Here is a 17,426-nt window from a genome sequence, read left to right as displayed (position 1 = left end):
AATCTAGCCTGTGGCGCACCCTTTCACGTGTGTCCCCAACCCCCCACGGGCGTCGCACCGCTACCTCCGGTGAGCCGCGCCGAGAAGGGAGCACCGCATGATCAGCCGGAAACTGCGCACGCTCGGAGCGTGCCTGACCCTCGCCTTCGCGGTCCAACTTCCCCAGCTCTCCGCCTCCGCCGCGCCCGCGCCCGGACCTGGGCGGGCCCCGGCGGGTGCCCAGGCAGACACCTGCGCCCTCAAACCGAAGCCCGCGGGCAAGGTGCTCCAGGGGTACTGGGAGAACTGGGACGGCGCCGCCAACGGCGTGCACCCGCCGCTCGGTTGGATCCCGCTCACCGACAGCAGGATCGCCGCACACGGCTACAACGTGGCCAACCTGGCCTTCCCGGTGATCCGTTCGGACGGCACGGTGCTGTGGGAGAACGGGATGGACGCCACGGTGAAGGTGCCGACGCCCGCCGAGATGTGCCAGGCCAAGGCGGCCGGGCTGACGACACTGATGTCGATCGGCGGTGCCACCGCCGGGATCGACCTCAGCTCCACGGCCGTGGCCGACCGGTTCGTCGCCACGGTCGTGCCGATTCTGAAGAAGTACAACTTCGACGGCATCGACATCGACATCGAGACGGGCCTCACCGGCAGCGGCAACATCAACCAGCTCTCCGCGTCCCAGTCCAACCTGATCCGCATCATCGACGGTGTGCTCGCGCAGATGCCGGCGGGCTTCGGGCTGACCATGGCGCCGGAGACGGCCTATGTCACCGGCGGCAGCATCACCTACGGCTCGATCTGGGGCGCGTATCTGCCGATCGTGAAGAAGTACGCGGACAACGGCCGGCTGTGGTGGCTGAACATGCAGTACTACAACGGCAGCATGTACGGCTGCGCCGCCGACTCGTACGAGGCGGGGACGGTCGCGGGATTCACCGCGCAGACGGACTGCCTCAACAAGGGCCTGGTCGTCCAGGGCACCACCGTCAAGGTGCCCTACGACAAGCAAGTGCCGGGACTTCCCGCCCAGTCGGGGGCCGGCGGCGGCTACATGGCCCCGAACCTCGTGGCGCAGGCGTGGAACAAGTACAACGGCGCCCTCAAGGGCCTGATGACGTGGTCGCTCAACTGGGACGGTTCGAAGAACTGGACCTTCGGCAACAACGTCAAGGCCCTGCAAGGCCGTTGAGTAAGCCGCAGCCCGTCCGGCGACGTGTCACACGACCGACATGAAGCTGTCACAGGCGAATTGGAATGCGCGGTGAACCACCGCCGGTTCTCCACGGCATGACTATCGGAGTCGCACTACACCAAGCCGACAGCGAGAACCAGGTCGACGCCACCGTTCAGCTCGCCGGGGAGGCCGCAGCCGCCGGGCTGCGGTCGGCCTGGTTCGGGCAGACCTTCGGCGCCGACTCTCCGCAGCTCGCCGCGATCGTCGGGCGCGAGGTGCCCGCCCTCCAGGTGGGCACCTCGGCCGTCCCGATCTTCGGACGCCATCCACTGATCGTCTCCAGCCAGGCGCAGACCGCCCAGGCGGCCACCCACGGCCGCTACCATCTCGGACTCGCCCTCGGTGCCAAGAGTTTTGTCGAGAGCGGCTTCGGCATCCCGCACGAGCGGCCCATCGCGCGGCTGCGTGAATTCCTCACCGTGCTGCGGCAGTTGACCGAGACCGGCGCTGCGGACTTCCACGGCGAACTGCTCACGGCGGTCACACCGCTGCCCGCGCGGGTGCCGGGCGCCGAGGGCGGTGTGCCGCTGCTCGTCGCCGCGATGGGCCCGCAGGCGCTGCGGGTCAGCGGTCAACTGGCCGACGGGATCCTGCCGTATCTCGCCGGACCGCGCGCGCTGGCCGAGCACATCGTCCCGGCCGTGACGGCGGCAGCGGCGGAGGCAGGACGTCCCGCACCCAGGATCGTGGCGTTCGTGCACGGTGTGGTCACCGACGACGTCGAATCGGTACGGGAGACCGTGACGGAGCAACTCGCCTTCTACGAGTCGATCCCGTCCTACGCCCGGGTGATCGAACTCTCCGGCGGCAAGCGGGCGTCGGACGTCTCCGTGATCGGCGACGAGGAGACGGTCGCCGCCGAGGTGCGGCGCTACCGGGACGCCGGAGCCACCGAAGTGGTGTTCTCGGGGACCGACGTCGCGGGGGAGGCCGCCCGGCGCCGAACCTGGGCGCTCCTGGGCGAACTGGCAGGCTGAGCAGGGCTGTCGGGACCTCAGCCGGCCGGGTGCGCGGTCGGGGGAACGACACCGTCGCCCCCGCCGCCGACTCCGCCCGCGGTCCCACCGGCGGGTGGGGCCGGGGCGGGGTCGGCGCGGGTCGGCGCGGGACCGGCCGGGCAGTCGGCCCCGTGCCACCGGACCCGCCATCCCGACGCCTTGGCCGTCGCCGCCGGTCCCGCTTCCGCCTCCGTCCCCGTGTCCTTCGCCGCGGGTGAGCTGACCGTGACCTGCACGTCCGTACCGGCGGCTGCCTGGCCGCCGCCGCGCCAGGCAGCCGTCGCCGTGCACGCCAACTGGTCCATCGCCGTGCCGGTGAGCCGGGGAAACCCCGGCTGGAGCTGGATGGTCACCGCGCCGTCCTCGGCCGTGACCCGGGGCGCCGCCATCGGGAACGGCAGTCGCGTGGCCAGGCCGCTCTGCCACTCGGACTCCGTGGGTCCGGCGGCGAGTGCGGCGACGGCCGCCGCCACCCCGGTCACCCCGTCGCTCGGGCGGGAGACCGGGTGCAGGGCGCCGCGCTCCGCCGATCCGTTGTCCACCCAGTAGAGCGTGACGAGCGCGCGCAGGCCGTTCGCCGGTTCACCGGCCTGGACGACTCCGGACGGCGGGATGCGGCAGCCCGACGCCATGAGTACGGTCGCGGCGCCGAGCGCCAGGCCCAGGGCTCGTCGTTTGGATCTTGCCGGGCTCGTCAGGGTCGCCCTCACCGCACATCCTCCCCACGGTCCGCCGGCCGTCCGGGCGGTGGGCCGTCCAGCGGCAGCCGGACGGTGAACACCGTCCCGCCGCCCGGCCGGTCGGCCACCCGCACCGTCCCGCCGTGCAGACGTACGTTCTCCAGCGTGATGGCGAGGCCGAGCCCGCTGCTCTCGCTGCGGGCGCGGGTGGTGTCCGCCTTGTAGAAGCGCTCGAAGACATGCGGCATGTCCCGCTCGGGGATCCCCGGGCCGCGGTCGGCCACCTCGATGACCGCGACCGGGGCGCCGGCCGTGCCGCGCTGCCCGTCCGGAGCTGCGGCGAGCCGCAGCTCCACCGGAGGCGCGCCGTGCCGGAGCGCGTTGCCGACGAGATTGGCCACCACCACGTCGATCCGGCGCGGATCGACCAGCCCGCGCAGGGTGCCGCCGGCCGGCAGCACCAGCTCCACCTCGTCCAGCCAGCCGCGCGAGGCGAGCGTACGGTGCAGGGACTCCGCCAGATCGATCTCATCCAGGCCCAGTTCGGCGGCCCCCGCGTCGAAGCGGGATATCTCCATCAGGTCGTTCACCAGCCGGACCAGTTTCGTCGTCTCCGCGCTGACGAGCCGCACCGCGTCCGCCGTCTCGCCCGTCAACTGCGCGGCGTCCTCGTCCAGTACGTCGGTGACCGCCGACATCGCGGCCAGCGGCGTGCGCAGTTCGTGCGAGACGTCGGAGGCGAAGCGGCGCGCCTGCGCCTCCATCCGGCGCAGCTCCGAGACGGACTGCTCCAGCGCGGCTGCCGTGTCGTTGAACGTGGCCGACAGATCGGCCAGTTCGTCCCTGCCGTTGACGGCGAGCCGGGTGTCGAGCCGGCCCTCGGCCATACTGCGGGTGGCGTGGCGCAGCGCGCGTACCGGCCGCAGCACACCGCGCGCCGCGAGCAGCGCGAGGACCACGGCCAGCCCGAGCGCCGGTACGGCTGCCCGCTCGATCGCCGTGATCAGCGCGTCCACATACGCCTGTTCGGTGTTCTGCGAGACGGCCAGGTACAGCGTCAGACCCGAAGCGGGACCGCCGGACGTGGGCTGGTCGGCCGTGCTGTACGTGACCGGCAGCCCCACCACGAGCACGGACCCGTCCTGCCGCGCGACGCGCTGGAAGGCGGCGACCGGGCGGCTGCGCGCCGACTCGCGCAGTTCGGGCGTCAACTCCTCGAAGTCGTCGCCCGGTTCGGAGCTGGCCCGCAGCGCTCCGTACGTGCCGAGCACCCGCCAGTGCTGCGACCTGTTCGCCCGGGACACCGCGGTGACCAGCTCGGCCAGCCGCTCCTCGGTCAGCGGCATCGTGACCTGCGGCGCCTCGGCGTCGACGGTGTCCCGGAACTGCTTGACGACCGTGTCCTGGCTCTGCTGGAGCACACCGGTGCGGGCCTCGCGGAAGGTCAGCGCGCCGGTGGCCGCCGCGCTGACGGCCGCGACCAGCGCGAACGCAGCCAGCAGCCGGAAACGAAGACCGCGCAGGGCGGTGAAGGCCGTCATGAGGAGTGGAAGCGGTAGCCGAAGCTGCGGACGGTCCGCACGTAGCGGGGCTGCCCCGGCGGTTCGCCGATCTTGGTCCGCAGCCGCTTGACGCAGGCGTCCACCAGCCGGACGTCCCCGTGGTAGCTGTGCTGCCAGACCGCTTCCAGCAGTTGCTGCCGGCTGAGCACCTGCCCCGGCGCCGCCGACAGCGTCAGCAGCAGCCGCAGCTCGGACGGTGCGAGGGCGACCTGCTCGCCGCGCAGGGTGATCACCAGGCCCGAGCGGTCGATGGTCAGGTCCCCGTGCGTCTCGATCCGCTGCTGCGGCTGGTCGGTGAACCGGCGGAGCACCGCCCGTATCCGCGCTTCGAGCACCCGCGCCTGGACCGGCTTGATCACATAGTCGTCGGCGCCCGCCTCAAGGCCGACGATGACATCGATGTCGTCACCCCGCGCGGTGACCATGATGATCGGTATCTGGCTGTGCGCCCGGATCCGGCGGCACACGTCGAGGCCCGAGATACCGGGCAGCATCAGGTCGAGCACCACCACGTCGGGCCGGAACGAGCGGAGCTGGTCGAGGCCCTCCTCGCCCGTCGCCGACGCGATGACCTCGTGGTCGTGCCGTCGCAGGGCCAGCTCCACCCCCTGTCGGACGGCATGGTCATCCTCGATCAGCAGAACGCGCGGCATGAGGCCAGTATCCGTTGGCCGCGGCGGACGGAAAGAGTCGTAAGGCCGTCGCCGGGCAACCGTTACAGGACGATCACACTGGACGCGGTCCGTACCCGTCGCTTCGCCCGGCCGGGCGGGGCTGACGGGCCGGGCCACCTGCCCCGGCCTACGATGACCGGACCAGCAGTGTCCCGCCCCTGGGAAGGTGCCCTGCATGACGAAGCTCGGTTTGCCGAACGAGATCGAAGCGTGTCTCTTCGACCTCGACGGTGTGATCACCAAGACGGCCGTCGTGCACGCGGCCGCCTGGAAGGAGATGTTCGACGAGTTCCTGCGCCGGCGCGACGGGGACGGCTTCCGCCCCTTCGACAAGGGCGCGGACTACGACGAATACGTGGACGGCAAACCCCGCGCCGACGGGGTGCGCGCCTTCCTGGCCTCGCGCGGCATCGAACTGCCCGAGGGGCAGGCCGACGACAGCCCCGACCGGCAGACCGTGCACGGCCTCGGCAACCGCAAGAACGACCTGCTGCTCGCCAAGATCCGCAAGGACGGGGTCGAGGCGTACGACGGCACGCTGCGCTACGTCAAGGCCGTCCGGGCGAGCGGTCTGAAGACCGCCGTCGTCTCCTCCAGCGCGAACTGCCAGGACATCCTGCGCTCCATCGACGCCGAATCGCTGTTCGACGTCCGGATCGACGGCGTCGTCGCCACCGAGCGCGGACTGCCGGGCAAGCCGCGCCCCGACACGTTCCTCGCGGCGGCCAAGGACCTCGGCGTGACGGCGGCCGCCTCCGCCGTGTTCGAGGACGCCCTCGCGGGCATGGACGCCGGCCGGGCCGGCCATTTCGGCTACGTGGTCGGCGTCGACCGGGTGGGCCAGGCCGACGCCCTGCGCAGCCACGGCGCTGACATCGTCGTCAAGGACCTCGCCGAGCTGGAGTCGCAGGGATGATCACGCACACCTCGTACGCCGTCGAGCCGTGGGCCCTGCGCGAGACGGGCCTCAACCTGGACGTCCTGCCGCAGAGCGAGTCCGTCTTCGCCCTCTCCAACGGGCACGTCGGCTGGCGAGGCAACCTCGACGAGGGGGAGCCGCACGGGCTGCCCGGCTCGTATCTCAACGGGGTCCACGAATTGCACCCGCTGCCGTACGCGGAGGCCGGATACGGCTACCCCGAGTCCGGGCAGACGGTCATCAACGTCACCAACGGCAAGATCATCCGGCTGCTCGTCAATGACGAGCCGTTCGACTTGCGCTACGGCAGGCTGATCAGCCACGAGCGCGTGCTCGACCTGCGCGGCGGTGTGCTGCGCCGCACCGTCGAATGGGCCTCGCCGGCCGGCTGCGTCGTACGGGTGCGCTCCACCCGGCTCGTCTCCTTCAGCCAGCGCGCCATCGCCGCCGTCGCCTACGAGGTCGAGGCGGTCGACTCGCAGGTGCGGATCGTCATCCAGTCGGAGCTCGTCGCCAACGAACAGCTCCCGCACACCGCGGGCGACCCGCGCACCGCCGTGGCGCTCGAATCGTCGCTCGACGCCGAGGAGGACCTGGCGGACGGCAACCGGCTGCGGCTGGTCCACCTCACCCGTAAGAGCGGGCTGCGGGTCGCCGCCGCTGCCGACCATGTGGTGGAAGGACCCGCGCCGACCCGTACCAGCAGCGAGAGCGGCGCCGACGTCAGCCGGCTCACCGTCACCTCCGTGCTGGAGGCGGGGCAGAAGCTGCGGATGGAGAAGCTGGTCTCCTACGGCTGGTCGAGCATCCGCTCGCTGCCCGGCGTGCGGGACCAGGTCGACGCGGCGCTCGCCGGCGCTTCGAGCACCGGCTGGCAGGGGCTCGTCGACGAACAGCGCGCCTATCTGGACGACTTCTGGGAGCGCGCCGACGTCGAGGTCGACGGTGACGAGGAGATCCAGCAGGCCGTACGGTTCGCGCTGTTCCACGTCCTGCAAGCCGGTGCGCGCGCCGAGCAGCGCGCCATCCCGGCGAAGGGGCTCACCGGGTCCGGCTACGACGGCCACTCCTTCTGGGACACCGAGACCTTCGTCCTCCCGCTGCTCACCTACACCGCGCCGAGCGCGGTGGCCGAGGCGCTGCGCTGGCGGCAGAGCACGCTGCCGGCCGCGCGGGACCGAGCGGTGCAACTCGGCCTCCAGGGCGCCGCGTTCCCCTGGCGGACCATCGAGGGCTCCGAGTGCTCCGCCTACTGGCCGGCCGGCGCCGCCGCCTTCCATGTGAACGCCGACATCGCCGACGCCGCCATCCGCTATGTGGCGGCCACCGGGGACGAGGGGTTCGAGCGCGAGTGCGCTGTCGAACTGCTGGTGGAGACGGCGCGGTTGTGGCGTTCGCTCGGCCATCACGACCCGCACGGCGCCTTCCACATCGACGGGGTGACAGGACCCGACGAGTACAGCGCCGTCGCCGACGACAACGCGTACACCAACCTGATGGCGCGGGCGAACCTGCTGGCGGCGGCCGACGTCGTGGAGCGGCATCCGCACCAGGCCGCCGAGTTGGGGGCGGACGCCGAGGAGAGCGCCGCCTGGCGGGACGCGGCCGAGGCGATGCACGTCCCGTACAACGCGGAGCTGGGGGTGCACGAGCAGGCCGCCGGCTACACCGGCCACCAGTACTGGGACTTCGCGGCCATGCGCCCCGAGGACTACCCGCTGATGCTGCACTTCCCCTACTTCGACCTCTACCGCAAGCAGGTGGTCAAACAGGCCGACCTGGTGCTGGCGATGTACAAGTGCAGTGAGTTCTTCACCGAGGAGCACAAGGCCCGCAACTTCGCCTACTACGAGCCGATCACCGTACGGGACTCGTCACTCTCGGCGTGCAGCCAGGCGGTCATCGCCGCCGAGGTCGGCCATCTGCACCTGGCCTACGACTACTTGGTCGAGGCCGCGCTGATGGACCTGGAGGACCTGGAGAGCAACACCCGGGACGGACTGCACATCGCGTCCCTCGCCGGTACGTGGATGGCGCTGGTCGCCGGCTTCGGCGGGATGCGGCACACCGGCGAGTCGCTGGCGTTCGCCCCCCGGCTGCCCGAGCGGTTCAGCAGGCTGGCGTTCACGATGGAGCTGCGGGGGCGGCGGCTGAAGGTGGAGATCAAGAACGACGCCGCCACGTACACGCTGGTGTCGGGGCCGCCGATGGAGATCTCGCACCACGGCGAGGCGCTCACCGTCTCGGGCAAGGCGCCGGAGACCCGGCACATCGCGCACGCCCCCTCCCGCCCGGCCCCCGACCAGCCGCCGGGGCGCAGGCCGGACCACAGGGAGCACCGGGAGGACCGGCAGCACAACGCCTGAGGTACCCGAACGGGTCACCACGCGCCGGTCGGCGACGGAGCGGCTCGTCGACCGGATGACGGCACCCACCCGGTAGGTTGCCTGCCATGGCGACCACACTCAACCTCTGGCGGCGCGACCTGGGGAAGGTGCCGCCGTCGCTGTGGCACGACACCGAACTGCGGGTCCTGATCCTCGCCGGCAACCGGCTGACGGAGGTCTCCGCCGACGTCGCACGGCTGCGCGAGCTGCGCACCCTCGACCTCGGGCACAACGAACTCACCTCTGTACCTGACGAGTTGGGCGACCTTCCGGCCCTCAGTGACTACCTCTATCTGCACGACAACCGGCTGACGGAACTCCCGGCCGCGCTGGGCGGGCTCACCGCGCTGCGCTACCTCAACATCGGTGAGAACCGCCTGCGCACCCTTCCCGACACCATCGGAGAGCTGACCTCACTGGTCGAACTGCGCGCCCAGCACAACCGGTTGACGGCGCTGCCCGACAGCGTCGGCCGGCTCGACCGGCTCCGCGAACTGTGGCTGCGCGGCAACGCGCTCGACCGGCTGCCGGACTCCGTCGCCGGACTCACCGAGCTGCGCCAGCTCGACCTGCGGGAGAACCAACTCCCGCAGGTGCCCGAACCGCTGGCGGGGCTACCGCTGCTGCGCCGGCTCGACCTGCGGGCCAACCGGCTCCGCCGGCTGCCGGAGTGGCTGGACCGGCTGCCCGCGCTGGAGAAACTGGATCTGCGCTGGAACGACCTGGAGCCCCAGCCACGGCTCGACGAGGCCCTGGCCCGGCGCGGGTGCGTCGTGCTCCGCTGAGCCGCCCCGGCCCGGCGCACCCTTGTGCCGTCAGGGATTCCACAAGTCAGGGATTCAACAGGCCTGGCAGCCATTTCAGTTGGCTGGCCTGCTGGTAGGGGCCGCCGCCCTCGTGGTCGTTGAAGTCGTAGATCTCGATCGCCTTGTCGTCGCTCGCGTACGCGTTGAAGGCGGCGAAGACCGTCGACGGCGGGCAGGTCTGGTCCTCCAGAGCCACCGAGAACAGCGCGGGCGCCCGCCCGCGTGCCGCGAAGTGCACCCCGTCGAAGTAGCTGAGCGTACGGGCGACGTGCTCCGTCCGGCCGCGGAAGGTCTTGAGGTATCTGCCCACCTCGCGGTACGGCTCGCGGTCGGTGAGCGTGGTCGCCCGGGGGAAGTCGCAGAGGAACGGCACGTCGGGCGCGACGGCCAGCAGATCGGGCACCAGCCCAGCGACGGCGAGGGTGATCCCGCCGCCCTGGCTGATCCCGGCGGCGGCGGTCCGCGAGGCGTCCACCAGCGGATGCGAGCGGGCCGCCTCGACGGCGCGCACCGCGTCGGCGAACACCCGGCGGTAGTAGAAGCCGTGCGGATCGTCGATGCCCCGGGTGAGATAGCCGGGCACGGCCGAGGCGCTGCCCACCGGGTCGGGGGTGTCCCCGCCGCCCCAGCCCGCGCCCTGGCCGCGGGTGTCCATCACGAAGTGCGCGAAGCCGGCCGAGGCCCACAGCAGATGGGTGTGCGGCAGCCCGCGCCCGCCGCCGTACCCGACGAACTCCACCACGGCGGGCAGCGGTTCGCTCGTCCCGGCCGGCAGAATCAGCCAGCCCTTGACCGGATGCCCGCCGAACCCGGCGAAGGTCACATCGAACACGTCCACCGTCGCCAGCGCCGTACCGACCGGCTCGAACCGGGCGGCGAGGTCATGGCTCCGGGTCTCGGCGAGGGTGTCCGCCCAGAACCGGTCGAAGTCCGCAGGTTCGCGGGACGCGCTGCGGTACGCGCGGAGACCGTCGAGGGGCAGGTCGAAGAGGGCCATGGCAGGACCGCCTTGATCGTCGGGGCAAAGGTCACACCGTACGGCGAGATACTCCGTGGCAGAAGGCCGCGACGCGAGTTCCCAGAAAGTCTGCCAAGCCTCTTGACGCGCACGGCCGGTAGGCCCACAGTACTCGTTAATGCGCATTACTAATGCGCATTAGTAACTCTGAGGAGCGAAGGTGGACGAACCCAGGAAGCGATCCCGGCCAGGTCGGGCACCCGCGCCGGCGGGGCGTACGTCACGCCCGCGCCAGGCGGAGGTCGCCCGGCTCGCCGGTGTCTCGCAGGCCACGGTCTCGCTGGTGCTCGGCGGCAAGAAGCAGGGCGCCGTGATCTCCGACGACACCCGGCGGAAGGTGCTCGAAGCGGCCCGCAGTCTGGGCTACGTCCCCGACCCGGCAGCGCGGCGGCTCGCCGCCGCCCGCAACGACCTGCTGGGGGTCTTCAGCTTCACCGCCACCTTCCCCACCGATGTGCAGCACTCGTACTACCCCTTCCTGGTCGGTGTCGAGCAGGAGGCCGCCGCACGCGGCTACGACCTGGTCCTGTTCACCGGCTCCAGCTCCGGCGGCGCGGGCGCCGCGGGGCCCGACGCGCTGAGCCGGGTCCGGCTGGCCGACGGCTGCGTCTTCCTCGGCCGGCACGCCCCGGCCGAGGAGCTGCGCAGGCTGGTCAGCGACGGTTTCCCGGTGGTCCACGTCGGCCGCAGGGACGAGCTGGAAGGGCTGGCCTGGGTCGGCGCCGACTACGTCAGCGCCAGCAGCGAGGTCGTCACCCGGCTCGCTGCGCTGGGCCACCGGCGGATCGTGCTCGTACGGGAGGACGACGAGGCGCCCGCGTCGACCGACCGCGAACACGGCTTCCTGAAGGGCCTGGAGGCGGCCGGACTGCCGGCCGGACCCGAGGCCGTCTTCCGCTCGGCCGCCCCCGAGAGCGAGCTGACCGCCGAGCGGCTGCGCGGCTGGCTCGACGAAGGGGTGACCGCCTTCGTCGCAGAGGAGACCGACACCGGCGGCGCCTGGCGTGCGCTGCACGCCGCCGCCGCTGCCGCGGGGCTCGACTGCCCGCAGGACGCCTCACTGGCCGTACTCGGCAATCCGCCCCCCGACCTCGCGGGCGAACCGGTGCCCACCGGCTTCGACGTCCCGCGGCCCCAGCTCGGCGCGGCTGCGGTACGCATGCTCGCCGCGCTCGTGGCCGGTGAGGAAGCCGCCGAACCCCTGGTTCCCTGCGCCTTCAGACCCGGCGCCAGCACAGGCCCGCCCCCCGGGCACGGCTGACCTCGCGCCCGGCCGTACACCAACCGCACACGAACCGCACAGCACCACTCAGCACCACAAGGAGACTCGTGACACCCGAACCGGACATTCTCATCGTCGGTGGCGGACTCGGCGGCGTGGCAGCGGCACTCGCCGCGTGCCGCGCCGGGCGCAGCGTCGTCCTGACCGAGGAGACCGACTGGATCGGTGGCCAGCTCACCTCACAGGCCGTCCCCCCGGACGAACACCCCTGGGTCGAGCAGTTCGGCACCACCGCCTCGTACCGCAAGCTGCGCGAGTCCATCAGGACGTACTACCGGCAGTGGTACCCGCTGCGCTCGGAGGCGCTCGCCCTCACCGACCTCAACCCGGGCGCCGGGCGGGTCAGCAAGCTGTGCGGTGAGCCGCGCGTCGCCCTCGCCGTCCTCGAAGCGATGATCGCCCCGCACCGCGCCTCCGGCCTGCTCACCCTGCTCACCGAGCACCGCCCGGTCGCCGCCGAGGCGGCGGACGACACCGTACGGTCCGTCACCGTCGAGAGCCTGCGCGACGGCAGCCGGCGGACCGTCACCGCGCGGTACGTGATCGACGCGACCGAGACCGGTGAGCTGCTGGAGCTGGCCGGGGTCGAGTACGCCGTCGGGGCCGAGTCACGCGAGGAGTTCGGCGAGCCGCACGCCCCCGAGACCGCCGACCCGCTCAACCAGCAGGGCATCACGGTCTGCTTCGCGCTCTCCCACCACGAGGGCGAGGACCACACGACAGACAAGCCCGCCGACTACGACTTCTGGCGCTCCTACCGGCCCGACTTCTGGCCGGGGCCGCTGCTCGGCTTCCTCGCGCCCGACCCGCGCACGCTGGAGGCCGTGCCGCGCACCTTCGTACCCAATCCGGATCTTGACCCGCTCGACGTCTCCGCCGACCAGTCGGCGGACGCGGGCGACAAGGAGCTGTTCGGCTTCCGCCGGGTGCTGGCCCGCAAACTCCACCGTCCCGGCGCCTTCGACTCCGACATCACCCTCGTCAACTGGCCGCTGAACGACTACTGGCTCAAGCCGCTGATCGGCGCGGGCGAGGAGACGACGGCGCAGGCGGTCGCCGAGGCCAGGCAGCTCTCGCTGTCCGTCCTGTACTGGCTGCAGACCGAGGCACCGCGCGCAGACGGCGGCGCCGGATTCCCCGGCCTCAAGCTGCGGCCCGATGTCACCGGCACCGCCGACGGCCTCGCCAAGGCGCCGTACATCCGCGAATCGCGCCGGATCAAGGCCGTCACCACCATCACCGAGCACGACGTCGCGATCGACCTGGTCGGCCCGCACGGCGGCACGAAGTACCGCGACTCGGTCGGCGTCGGCGGCTACCGCATCGATCTGCACCCGTCCACCGGAGGTGACAACTACATCGACATCGGCTCCGTGCCGTTCGAGATCCCGCTCGGCGCGCTCGTGCCGCGCCGGGTCCGCAACCTGCTCCCCGCGGGCAAGAACATCGGCACCACCCACATCACCAACGGCTGCTACCGGCTCCACCCGGTGGAATGGAACATCGGCGAGGTCGCCGGTGCCCTGGCCGCGCACTGCCTCACCGAAGGCGTGGAACCCCGTCAGGTGCAGGCCGAGGACAAGCGGTTCGAGCAGTTCGCCGCCGTCCTCGACCGCTCGGGGGTCCAGCGCCACTGGCCCGACGTACGCGGCTACTGACAGTCCGCGCACCCACGGCGGTACCGGCCGGACGGGAGCAGCTCCACCTGCCCCGCCCGGCCCCACCGCCCGCGTACCCGCCAACACTGCACAAGGAGGTGCCCAGACCATGACCACCCACCGCATCCGCGTCGGCATCGACGTGGGCGGAACCTTCACCGACGCCGTGGCCGTAGACGCCGCGACCCTGGAACTACTGGGGCAGGTGAAGGTTCCCACCAGCCACCACCACGAGGACGGGGTCGCCCACGGCATCGTCGAAGCTCTCGACCGCCTGCTGGAGCAGACCGGAAACGCCCCCGAGGACGTCGCCTTCCTGGCCCACGGCACGACCCAGGCTACCAACGCCCTGCTGGAGGGCGACGTCGCCACCGTCGGACTCATCGGCATCGGCACAGGACCCGGCGCGGCGCTCACCCGCCGGCTCGCGGCCTTCCGCAAGCTCGAACTCACCCCGGGCAAGCACCTGCCGCTCGCCTACGCGCATGTCGGTGACCCCGACGACGCCGCCGAAGTGGGCCGCGCCGTCGACGAGGTGGTCAGGGAGGGCGCCGAAGTCCTCGTCGCCAGCCAGCCGTTCAGCGTCGACAGGCCCGAGGGCGAGGACGCCGTACTCGCGGCAGCCGCCGGCCGGGGGCTGCCGATGACGGCCGCGCACCAGATCACCTCGCTGTACGGGCTGCAGAAGCGCACCCGTACCGCCGTGGTCAACGCGGCGATCCTGCCCCGGATGCTGGCCACGGCCGACCTGGTCGACGCCTCCATCACCAAGGCGGGCGTGACAGCGCCGCTGATGGTGATGCGCTGCGACGGCGGTGTGATGTCCCTGGACGAGATGCGGCGCAGGCCGCTGCTCACGGTCCTCTCGGGGCCCGCGGCCGGGGTCGCCGGCGCGCTGATGCAGGAGCGCATCAGCGAGGGGCTGTTCCTGGAGACCGGCGGCACGTCCACCGACATCAGCGTCGTACGGCGCGGCAAGGTGGCCGTCCGGCACGCGACGATCCTCGGCAAGACCTCGTACCTCTCCGCGCTCGACGTACGGACCGTCGGCGTCGGCGGTGGGTCGATGGTGCGGACCGACGGCGGCAAGGTCACCGCCGTCGGGCCGCGCAGCGCGCACATCGCGGGCCTGCCGTACGCCTGTTACGCGACGGCGGACGACCTGCGCGACGCCAAGCTCGCCACCGTCAGCCCGTTGGCGGGCGACCCCGCCGACTACGCGGTCATCGACGCGGCCGGCGGCCGGTACGCGATCACCATGACCTGCGCCGCCAACGCGCTCGGCCGGGTCCCCGAGGGCGACTTCGCCCGCTCCGACCAGGACGTGGCGAAAGCGGCGCTGGCCCCGCTCGCCGCGGCGCTCGGTGTGGACGTCGCCACGGCGGCGGCCCGCGTGCTCGACGCGGGCACCGAGCAGGTGAAGACCGTGGTGGACGCGATGATCAGCGACTACCGCCTCGACAAGGACACCGCGGTGCTGGTCGGCGGGGGAGGGGGCGCCGCGTCGGTGACCCCGCATCTGGCCGCCGTCTCCGGGCACGAAGGCAGGATCGCCCGGCACAACGAGGTCATCAGCCCCATCGGGGTCGCCCTCGCCCTGGTCCGCGAGCAGATCGAGCGGATCATCCCGGGCGCCGGGCAGGAGCAGATCCTCGCCGTACGGGCCGAGGCCGAGCAGGCCGTCATCGCGCAGGGCGCGGCGGCGGACGGCGTCGAGGTGGAGGTCACGGTCGACCCGCAGACCAACACCGTGCGCGCCGTCGCCACCGGCGCGACCGAACTGCGCACGCAGGACCGCTCGCACCGCGCCGACGACGAGGAGCGGCTGCGCGCGGCCGCCGCCAGCCTGAAGGCCGACCCGGCGGACGTCACGGTGCTGGCAGGCACCCCTTCGCACACCGTGTACGGCACCGAGGTGCACCGCAGGTTCCGCGCGACCCGCCGTCCGGTACGGGTCGTCGACGCCGACGGCGTCGTCAGGCTGCACGCGCCCGACGCGCGCGTCGAGACCACCACCGTCGGCTCCGCGGCCCAGGTGCTCGCCACGCTCGTCGACGAGTCCACGTCGTACGGCGACGGCGGCGTACGCGCCCCCGCGCTGCGGCTGCTGATCGGCTCCCGCATCGCCGACCTGTCGGGGGTCCTCGACCCGCAGCCGCTGCTCGCCCTGGCCCGCAGCGAACTGCGCATGCGCGCCGCCGACGAGCCGGTCGTCGCCGTGCTGGAGGCGAGGACATGACCGCCGCCACCCGCACCGACCTGGACAGCCTGGGGAAGCTGCGCGGGCTCGCCGAGCTGGACGACGTCGAGTTCGGCGTACAACTGCTCGCCGGCACTCCCACGCACGAAGGGCGCGACCCGGAGCTGCTGCGCCGATGGGCGTACGCCGCAGCCGAGTTCGGCGCCTCGCTCGCCCCCGTACCGTGCACCGCGCGGATCGTGGAGCGCGAAGGTGGCCTGGAGATCGGGCTGTTGGCGCGCTACAGCTCGCGGCCCGAGACGGTCGAGCTGTACACCGACACGATCGGCGCCGCCGAGGACCTGGCCGAGCGGCTCGGCTGGCGCGACTGGTACCCGCGCGGATCCGTCAGGGCGGCGGCGCTCGCGCACGAGGCCGTCCACGAACACCTCCACCACGGACCGGCCAAGACGGCGCTGCGGCGCGCGCTCGGCCATGTCGTCCTGCGCCTCGGCAGCCGCCGGGTGTACGGGCATGTCGCGGGGGCCGACGAGATCGCCGCCCACGCCTACGCCGCCAAGGTCTGCGGCCTCGGCCGGACCCCGCTCCTGCTGACGGCGGCGCTCGCCGAGTCGGCGGCGCCGCCGGCCACCGCGCACGGAAGCTCACCGCACGGAAGAGAGAAGTAACGCCATGGGCGTCGTCATTCTGCTGATCATGGCGGCCGGAGTCGCCGCGATGCTCAGCCGCAAACTCCCCACGGCCTTCGCACTCGTCATCCTGGCCGTCGTCATCGCCTTCGTCTCCGGCGCGCCGCTGAGCGGCAAGAACAGTGTGCTGCAGACCGTGCTCCAGGAAGGCGCACCGGCGCTCGCCGCCACCATGATCGCCATCCTGCTGGGCTCCTGGCTCGGCAAGCTGCTCGACGAGACGGGCATCGCCGGCACACTCGTCCGCAAGATCGTCGAGTTCGGCGGGGACCGACCCGTCGTGGTCGCCCTCGGGGTGCTCGCCGTCTCCACGCTGGTGGGTACGGTCACCGGGTCGGCGCCCGCCGCGATGCTCGCGGGCATCATCGGGATCCCGGCGATGATAGCGGTGGGGATTCCCAAGGTCACAGCGGCGGGCACCATCCTGATGGGCATCGCCGCCGGTATGCCGTTCGAGCTGCCGATCTGGCAGTTCTTCTCCACCGCGCTCGACCTCTCGGTGCCCACCGTGCGCGGCTTCATGATCAAGCTGTTCCCGTTCGCGCTGGTCGCCGCGATCCTGTTCGTGCTCATCGAGACCCGCCGCAAGGGTGTCGAGCACGCCTGGGCGCTCAAGTCCGTCTCCGCCAAGCCGGCCCCTGCGGCCTCCCGCCGCAAGCAGCTCGGCGACGCGCCCTGGTACGCGCTGCTCACCCCGATCGTGCCGCTGGTGCTCGCCCTCGTCCTCGACGTACCCATCATCCCGGCGCTGCTGGCCGGTGTGCTGTTCGCGCTGGTCACCACCACCCGGCCGCGCGACATGAACAAGCGGCTGCTGCGCACCCTCTACGCGGGCTTCGAGATCGCCGCCGCGCCGATCGCGCTGTTCGTCGCCATCGGCATCCTGCTCGCAGCGGTCAAACTCCCGGGCGCCGTCGACGCGTTGGAACCGCTCGTCAAGGCGGTCAGCCCGCAGAACCCGCTGGTGTTCGTCCTGGTCTTCACCGTCCTCGTCCCGCTGTGCCTCTACCGGGGCCCGCTGAACGTGTACGGCCTCGGCGCCGGTATCGCCGGTGTGCTCATCGCGGCCGGCGTCTATCCGGCGATCGCCGTGCTCGGCCTGACCACCTCGTACAACCAGGTCTTCGGCGTCGCCGACCCGACCAGTACCCAGACGGTGTGGGCCGCCCAGTACGCGGGCGTCACACCGCAGAAGGTGATGGCCCGCACGCTTCCGTACGTGTGGTTCGTCGCCCTCGGCGGCTTCAGCGTCACCGCCGCCCTGTACCTCTGACCCTCTCCCGGCACCTCTGACAGCCAGTCCTGACACCCACTCCAGGGACGGA

The 17,426-nt window shown here is 72.0% G+C and carries 14 protein-coding genes; 10 read left to right on the top strand and 4 right to left on the bottom strand.

Annotated elements, in window-relative coordinates; translation table 11 throughout:
- The first annotated feature begins 97 nt into the window (after positions 1 to 97).
- Together ACZ63I_RS17400 and ACZ63I_RS17395 are read left to right on the top strand one after the other, a co-directional pair.
- Complete coding sequence (locus ACZ63I_RS17400; RefSeq protein WP_469339511.1) at positions 98 to 1,183, top strand: chitinase; 1,086 nt, start codon at positions 98 to 100, stop codon at positions 1,181 to 1,183.
- A 98-nt stretch (positions 1,184 to 1,281) separates the two neighbouring features.
- Positions 1,282 to 2,205 (top strand): LLM class F420-dependent oxidoreductase, encoded by a 924-nt coding sequence (locus ACZ63I_RS17395; RefSeq protein WP_469339510.1) that lies wholly within the window; start codon positions 1,282 to 1,284, stop codon positions 2,203 to 2,205.
- A 17-nt stretch (positions 2,206 to 2,222) separates the two neighbouring features.
- Here ACZ63I_RS17395 and ACZ63I_RS17390 read toward each other — a convergent pair whose 3' ends face one another.
- The 3 genes from ACZ63I_RS17390 to ACZ63I_RS17380 are packed head-to-tail and all read right to left on the bottom strand — an operon-like array spanning position 2,223 to position 5,121.
- A complete protein-coding gene (locus ACZ63I_RS17390) occupies positions 2,223 to 2,936 on the bottom strand; it encodes a hypothetical protein (protein WP_469339508.1) in 714 nt (237 codons plus the stop codon).
- Entirely contained in the window at positions 2,933 to 4,447 is a 1,515-nt protein-coding gene (locus tag ACZ63I_RS17385) for an ATP-binding protein (protein WP_469339506.1), read from the bottom strand. The genes ACZ63I_RS17390 and ACZ63I_RS17385 overlap by 4 nt, the downstream gene beginning before the upstream one ends.
- The gene (locus ACZ63I_RS17380) at positions 4,444 to 5,121 is read right to left on the bottom strand and encodes a response regulator (RefSeq protein ID WP_469339504.1); all 678 of its coding nucleotides are present in this window, start codon (positions 5,119 to 5,121) and stop codon (positions 4,444 to 4,446) included. The genes ACZ63I_RS17385 and ACZ63I_RS17380 overlap by 4 nt, the downstream gene beginning before the upstream one ends.
- Before the next feature lie 196 nt (positions 5,122 to 5,317).
- Here ACZ63I_RS17380 and ACZ63I_RS17375 point away from each other — a divergent pair, with 196 nt between their 5' ends.
- The 3 genes from ACZ63I_RS17375 to ACZ63I_RS17365 all read left to right on the top strand — a co-directional run bounded on the left by ACZ63I_RS17375 (position 5,318) and on the right by ACZ63I_RS17365 (position 9,233).
- Positions 5,318 to 6,058: a beta-phosphoglucomutase family hydrolase gene (locus tag ACZ63I_RS17375; protein ID WP_469339503.1), complete on the top strand. Its 741-nt coding sequence runs from the start codon at positions 5,318 to 5,320 to the stop codon at positions 6,056 to 6,058.
- Positions 6,055 to 8,427, top strand: coding sequence for a glycoside hydrolase family 65 protein (locus ACZ63I_RS17370; RefSeq protein WP_469339502.1), 2,373 nt, complete (start codon positions 6,055 to 6,057; stop codon positions 8,425 to 8,427). Before ACZ63I_RS17375 ends, ACZ63I_RS17370 begins: the two co-directional genes overlap by 4 nt.
- A gap of 86 nt (positions 8,428 to 8,513) precedes the next feature.
- Positions 8,514 to 9,233: a leucine-rich repeat domain-containing protein gene (locus tag ACZ63I_RS17365; protein WP_469339500.1), complete on the top strand. Its 720-nt coding sequence runs from the start codon at positions 8,514 to 8,516 to the stop codon at positions 9,231 to 9,233.
- A 46-nt stretch (positions 9,234 to 9,279) separates the two neighbouring features.
- Here the strand turns inward: ACZ63I_RS17365 and ACZ63I_RS17360 are convergent, their stop codons facing one another.
- Positions 9,280 to 10,251: an acetylxylan esterase gene (locus tag ACZ63I_RS17360; RefSeq protein ID WP_469339498.1), complete on the bottom strand. Its 972-nt coding sequence runs from the start codon at positions 10,249 to 10,251 to the stop codon at positions 9,280 to 9,282.
- Positions 10,252 to 10,432: 181 nt separating this feature from the next.
- On the opposite strand from ACZ63I_RS17360, the gene ACZ63I_RS17355 reads away from it, so the two are divergent.
- From ACZ63I_RS17355 to ACZ63I_RS17335, 5 genes are all read left to right on the top strand, one after another.
- On the top strand, positions 10,433 to 11,533 hold the full coding sequence (locus tag ACZ63I_RS17355) for a LacI family DNA-binding transcriptional regulator (protein ID WP_469339497.1): 1,101 nt from the start codon (positions 10,433 to 10,435) through the stop codon (positions 11,531 to 11,533).
- Between the two features lie 68 nt (positions 11,534 to 11,601).
- Positions 11,602 to 13,212 (top strand): FAD-dependent oxidoreductase, encoded by a 1,611-nt coding sequence (locus ACZ63I_RS17350; protein WP_469339495.1) that lies wholly within the window; start codon positions 11,602 to 11,604, stop codon positions 13,210 to 13,212.
- A gap of 109 nt (positions 13,213 to 13,321) precedes the next feature.
- Positions 13,322 to 15,451 carry a hydantoinase/oxoprolinase family protein gene (locus ACZ63I_RS17345; RefSeq protein ID WP_469339494.1) on the top strand — a complete coding sequence of 710 codons (2,130 nt, stop codon included), beginning with the start codon at positions 13,322 to 13,324 and terminating at the stop codon, positions 15,449 to 15,451.
- Positions 15,448 to 16,080 carry a hypothetical protein gene (locus ACZ63I_RS17340; RefSeq protein WP_469339492.1) on the top strand — a complete coding sequence of 211 codons (633 nt, stop codon included), beginning with the start codon at positions 15,448 to 15,450 and terminating at the stop codon, positions 16,078 to 16,080. Before ACZ63I_RS17345 ends, ACZ63I_RS17340 begins: the two co-directional genes overlap by 4 nt.
- A gap of 4 nt (positions 16,081 to 16,084) precedes the next feature.
- Positions 16,085 to 17,374 (top strand): TRAP transporter large permease, encoded by a 1,290-nt coding sequence (locus ACZ63I_RS17335; RefSeq protein ID WP_469339490.1) that lies wholly within the window; start codon positions 16,085 to 16,087, stop codon positions 17,372 to 17,374.
- The last annotated feature ends 52 nt before the right edge of the window (positions 17,375 to 17,426 follow it).

This window comes from Streptomyces sp. NPDC087906, from assembly GCF_055584925.1.
This window is presented reverse-complemented; position numbering and strand designations above follow the sequence as displayed.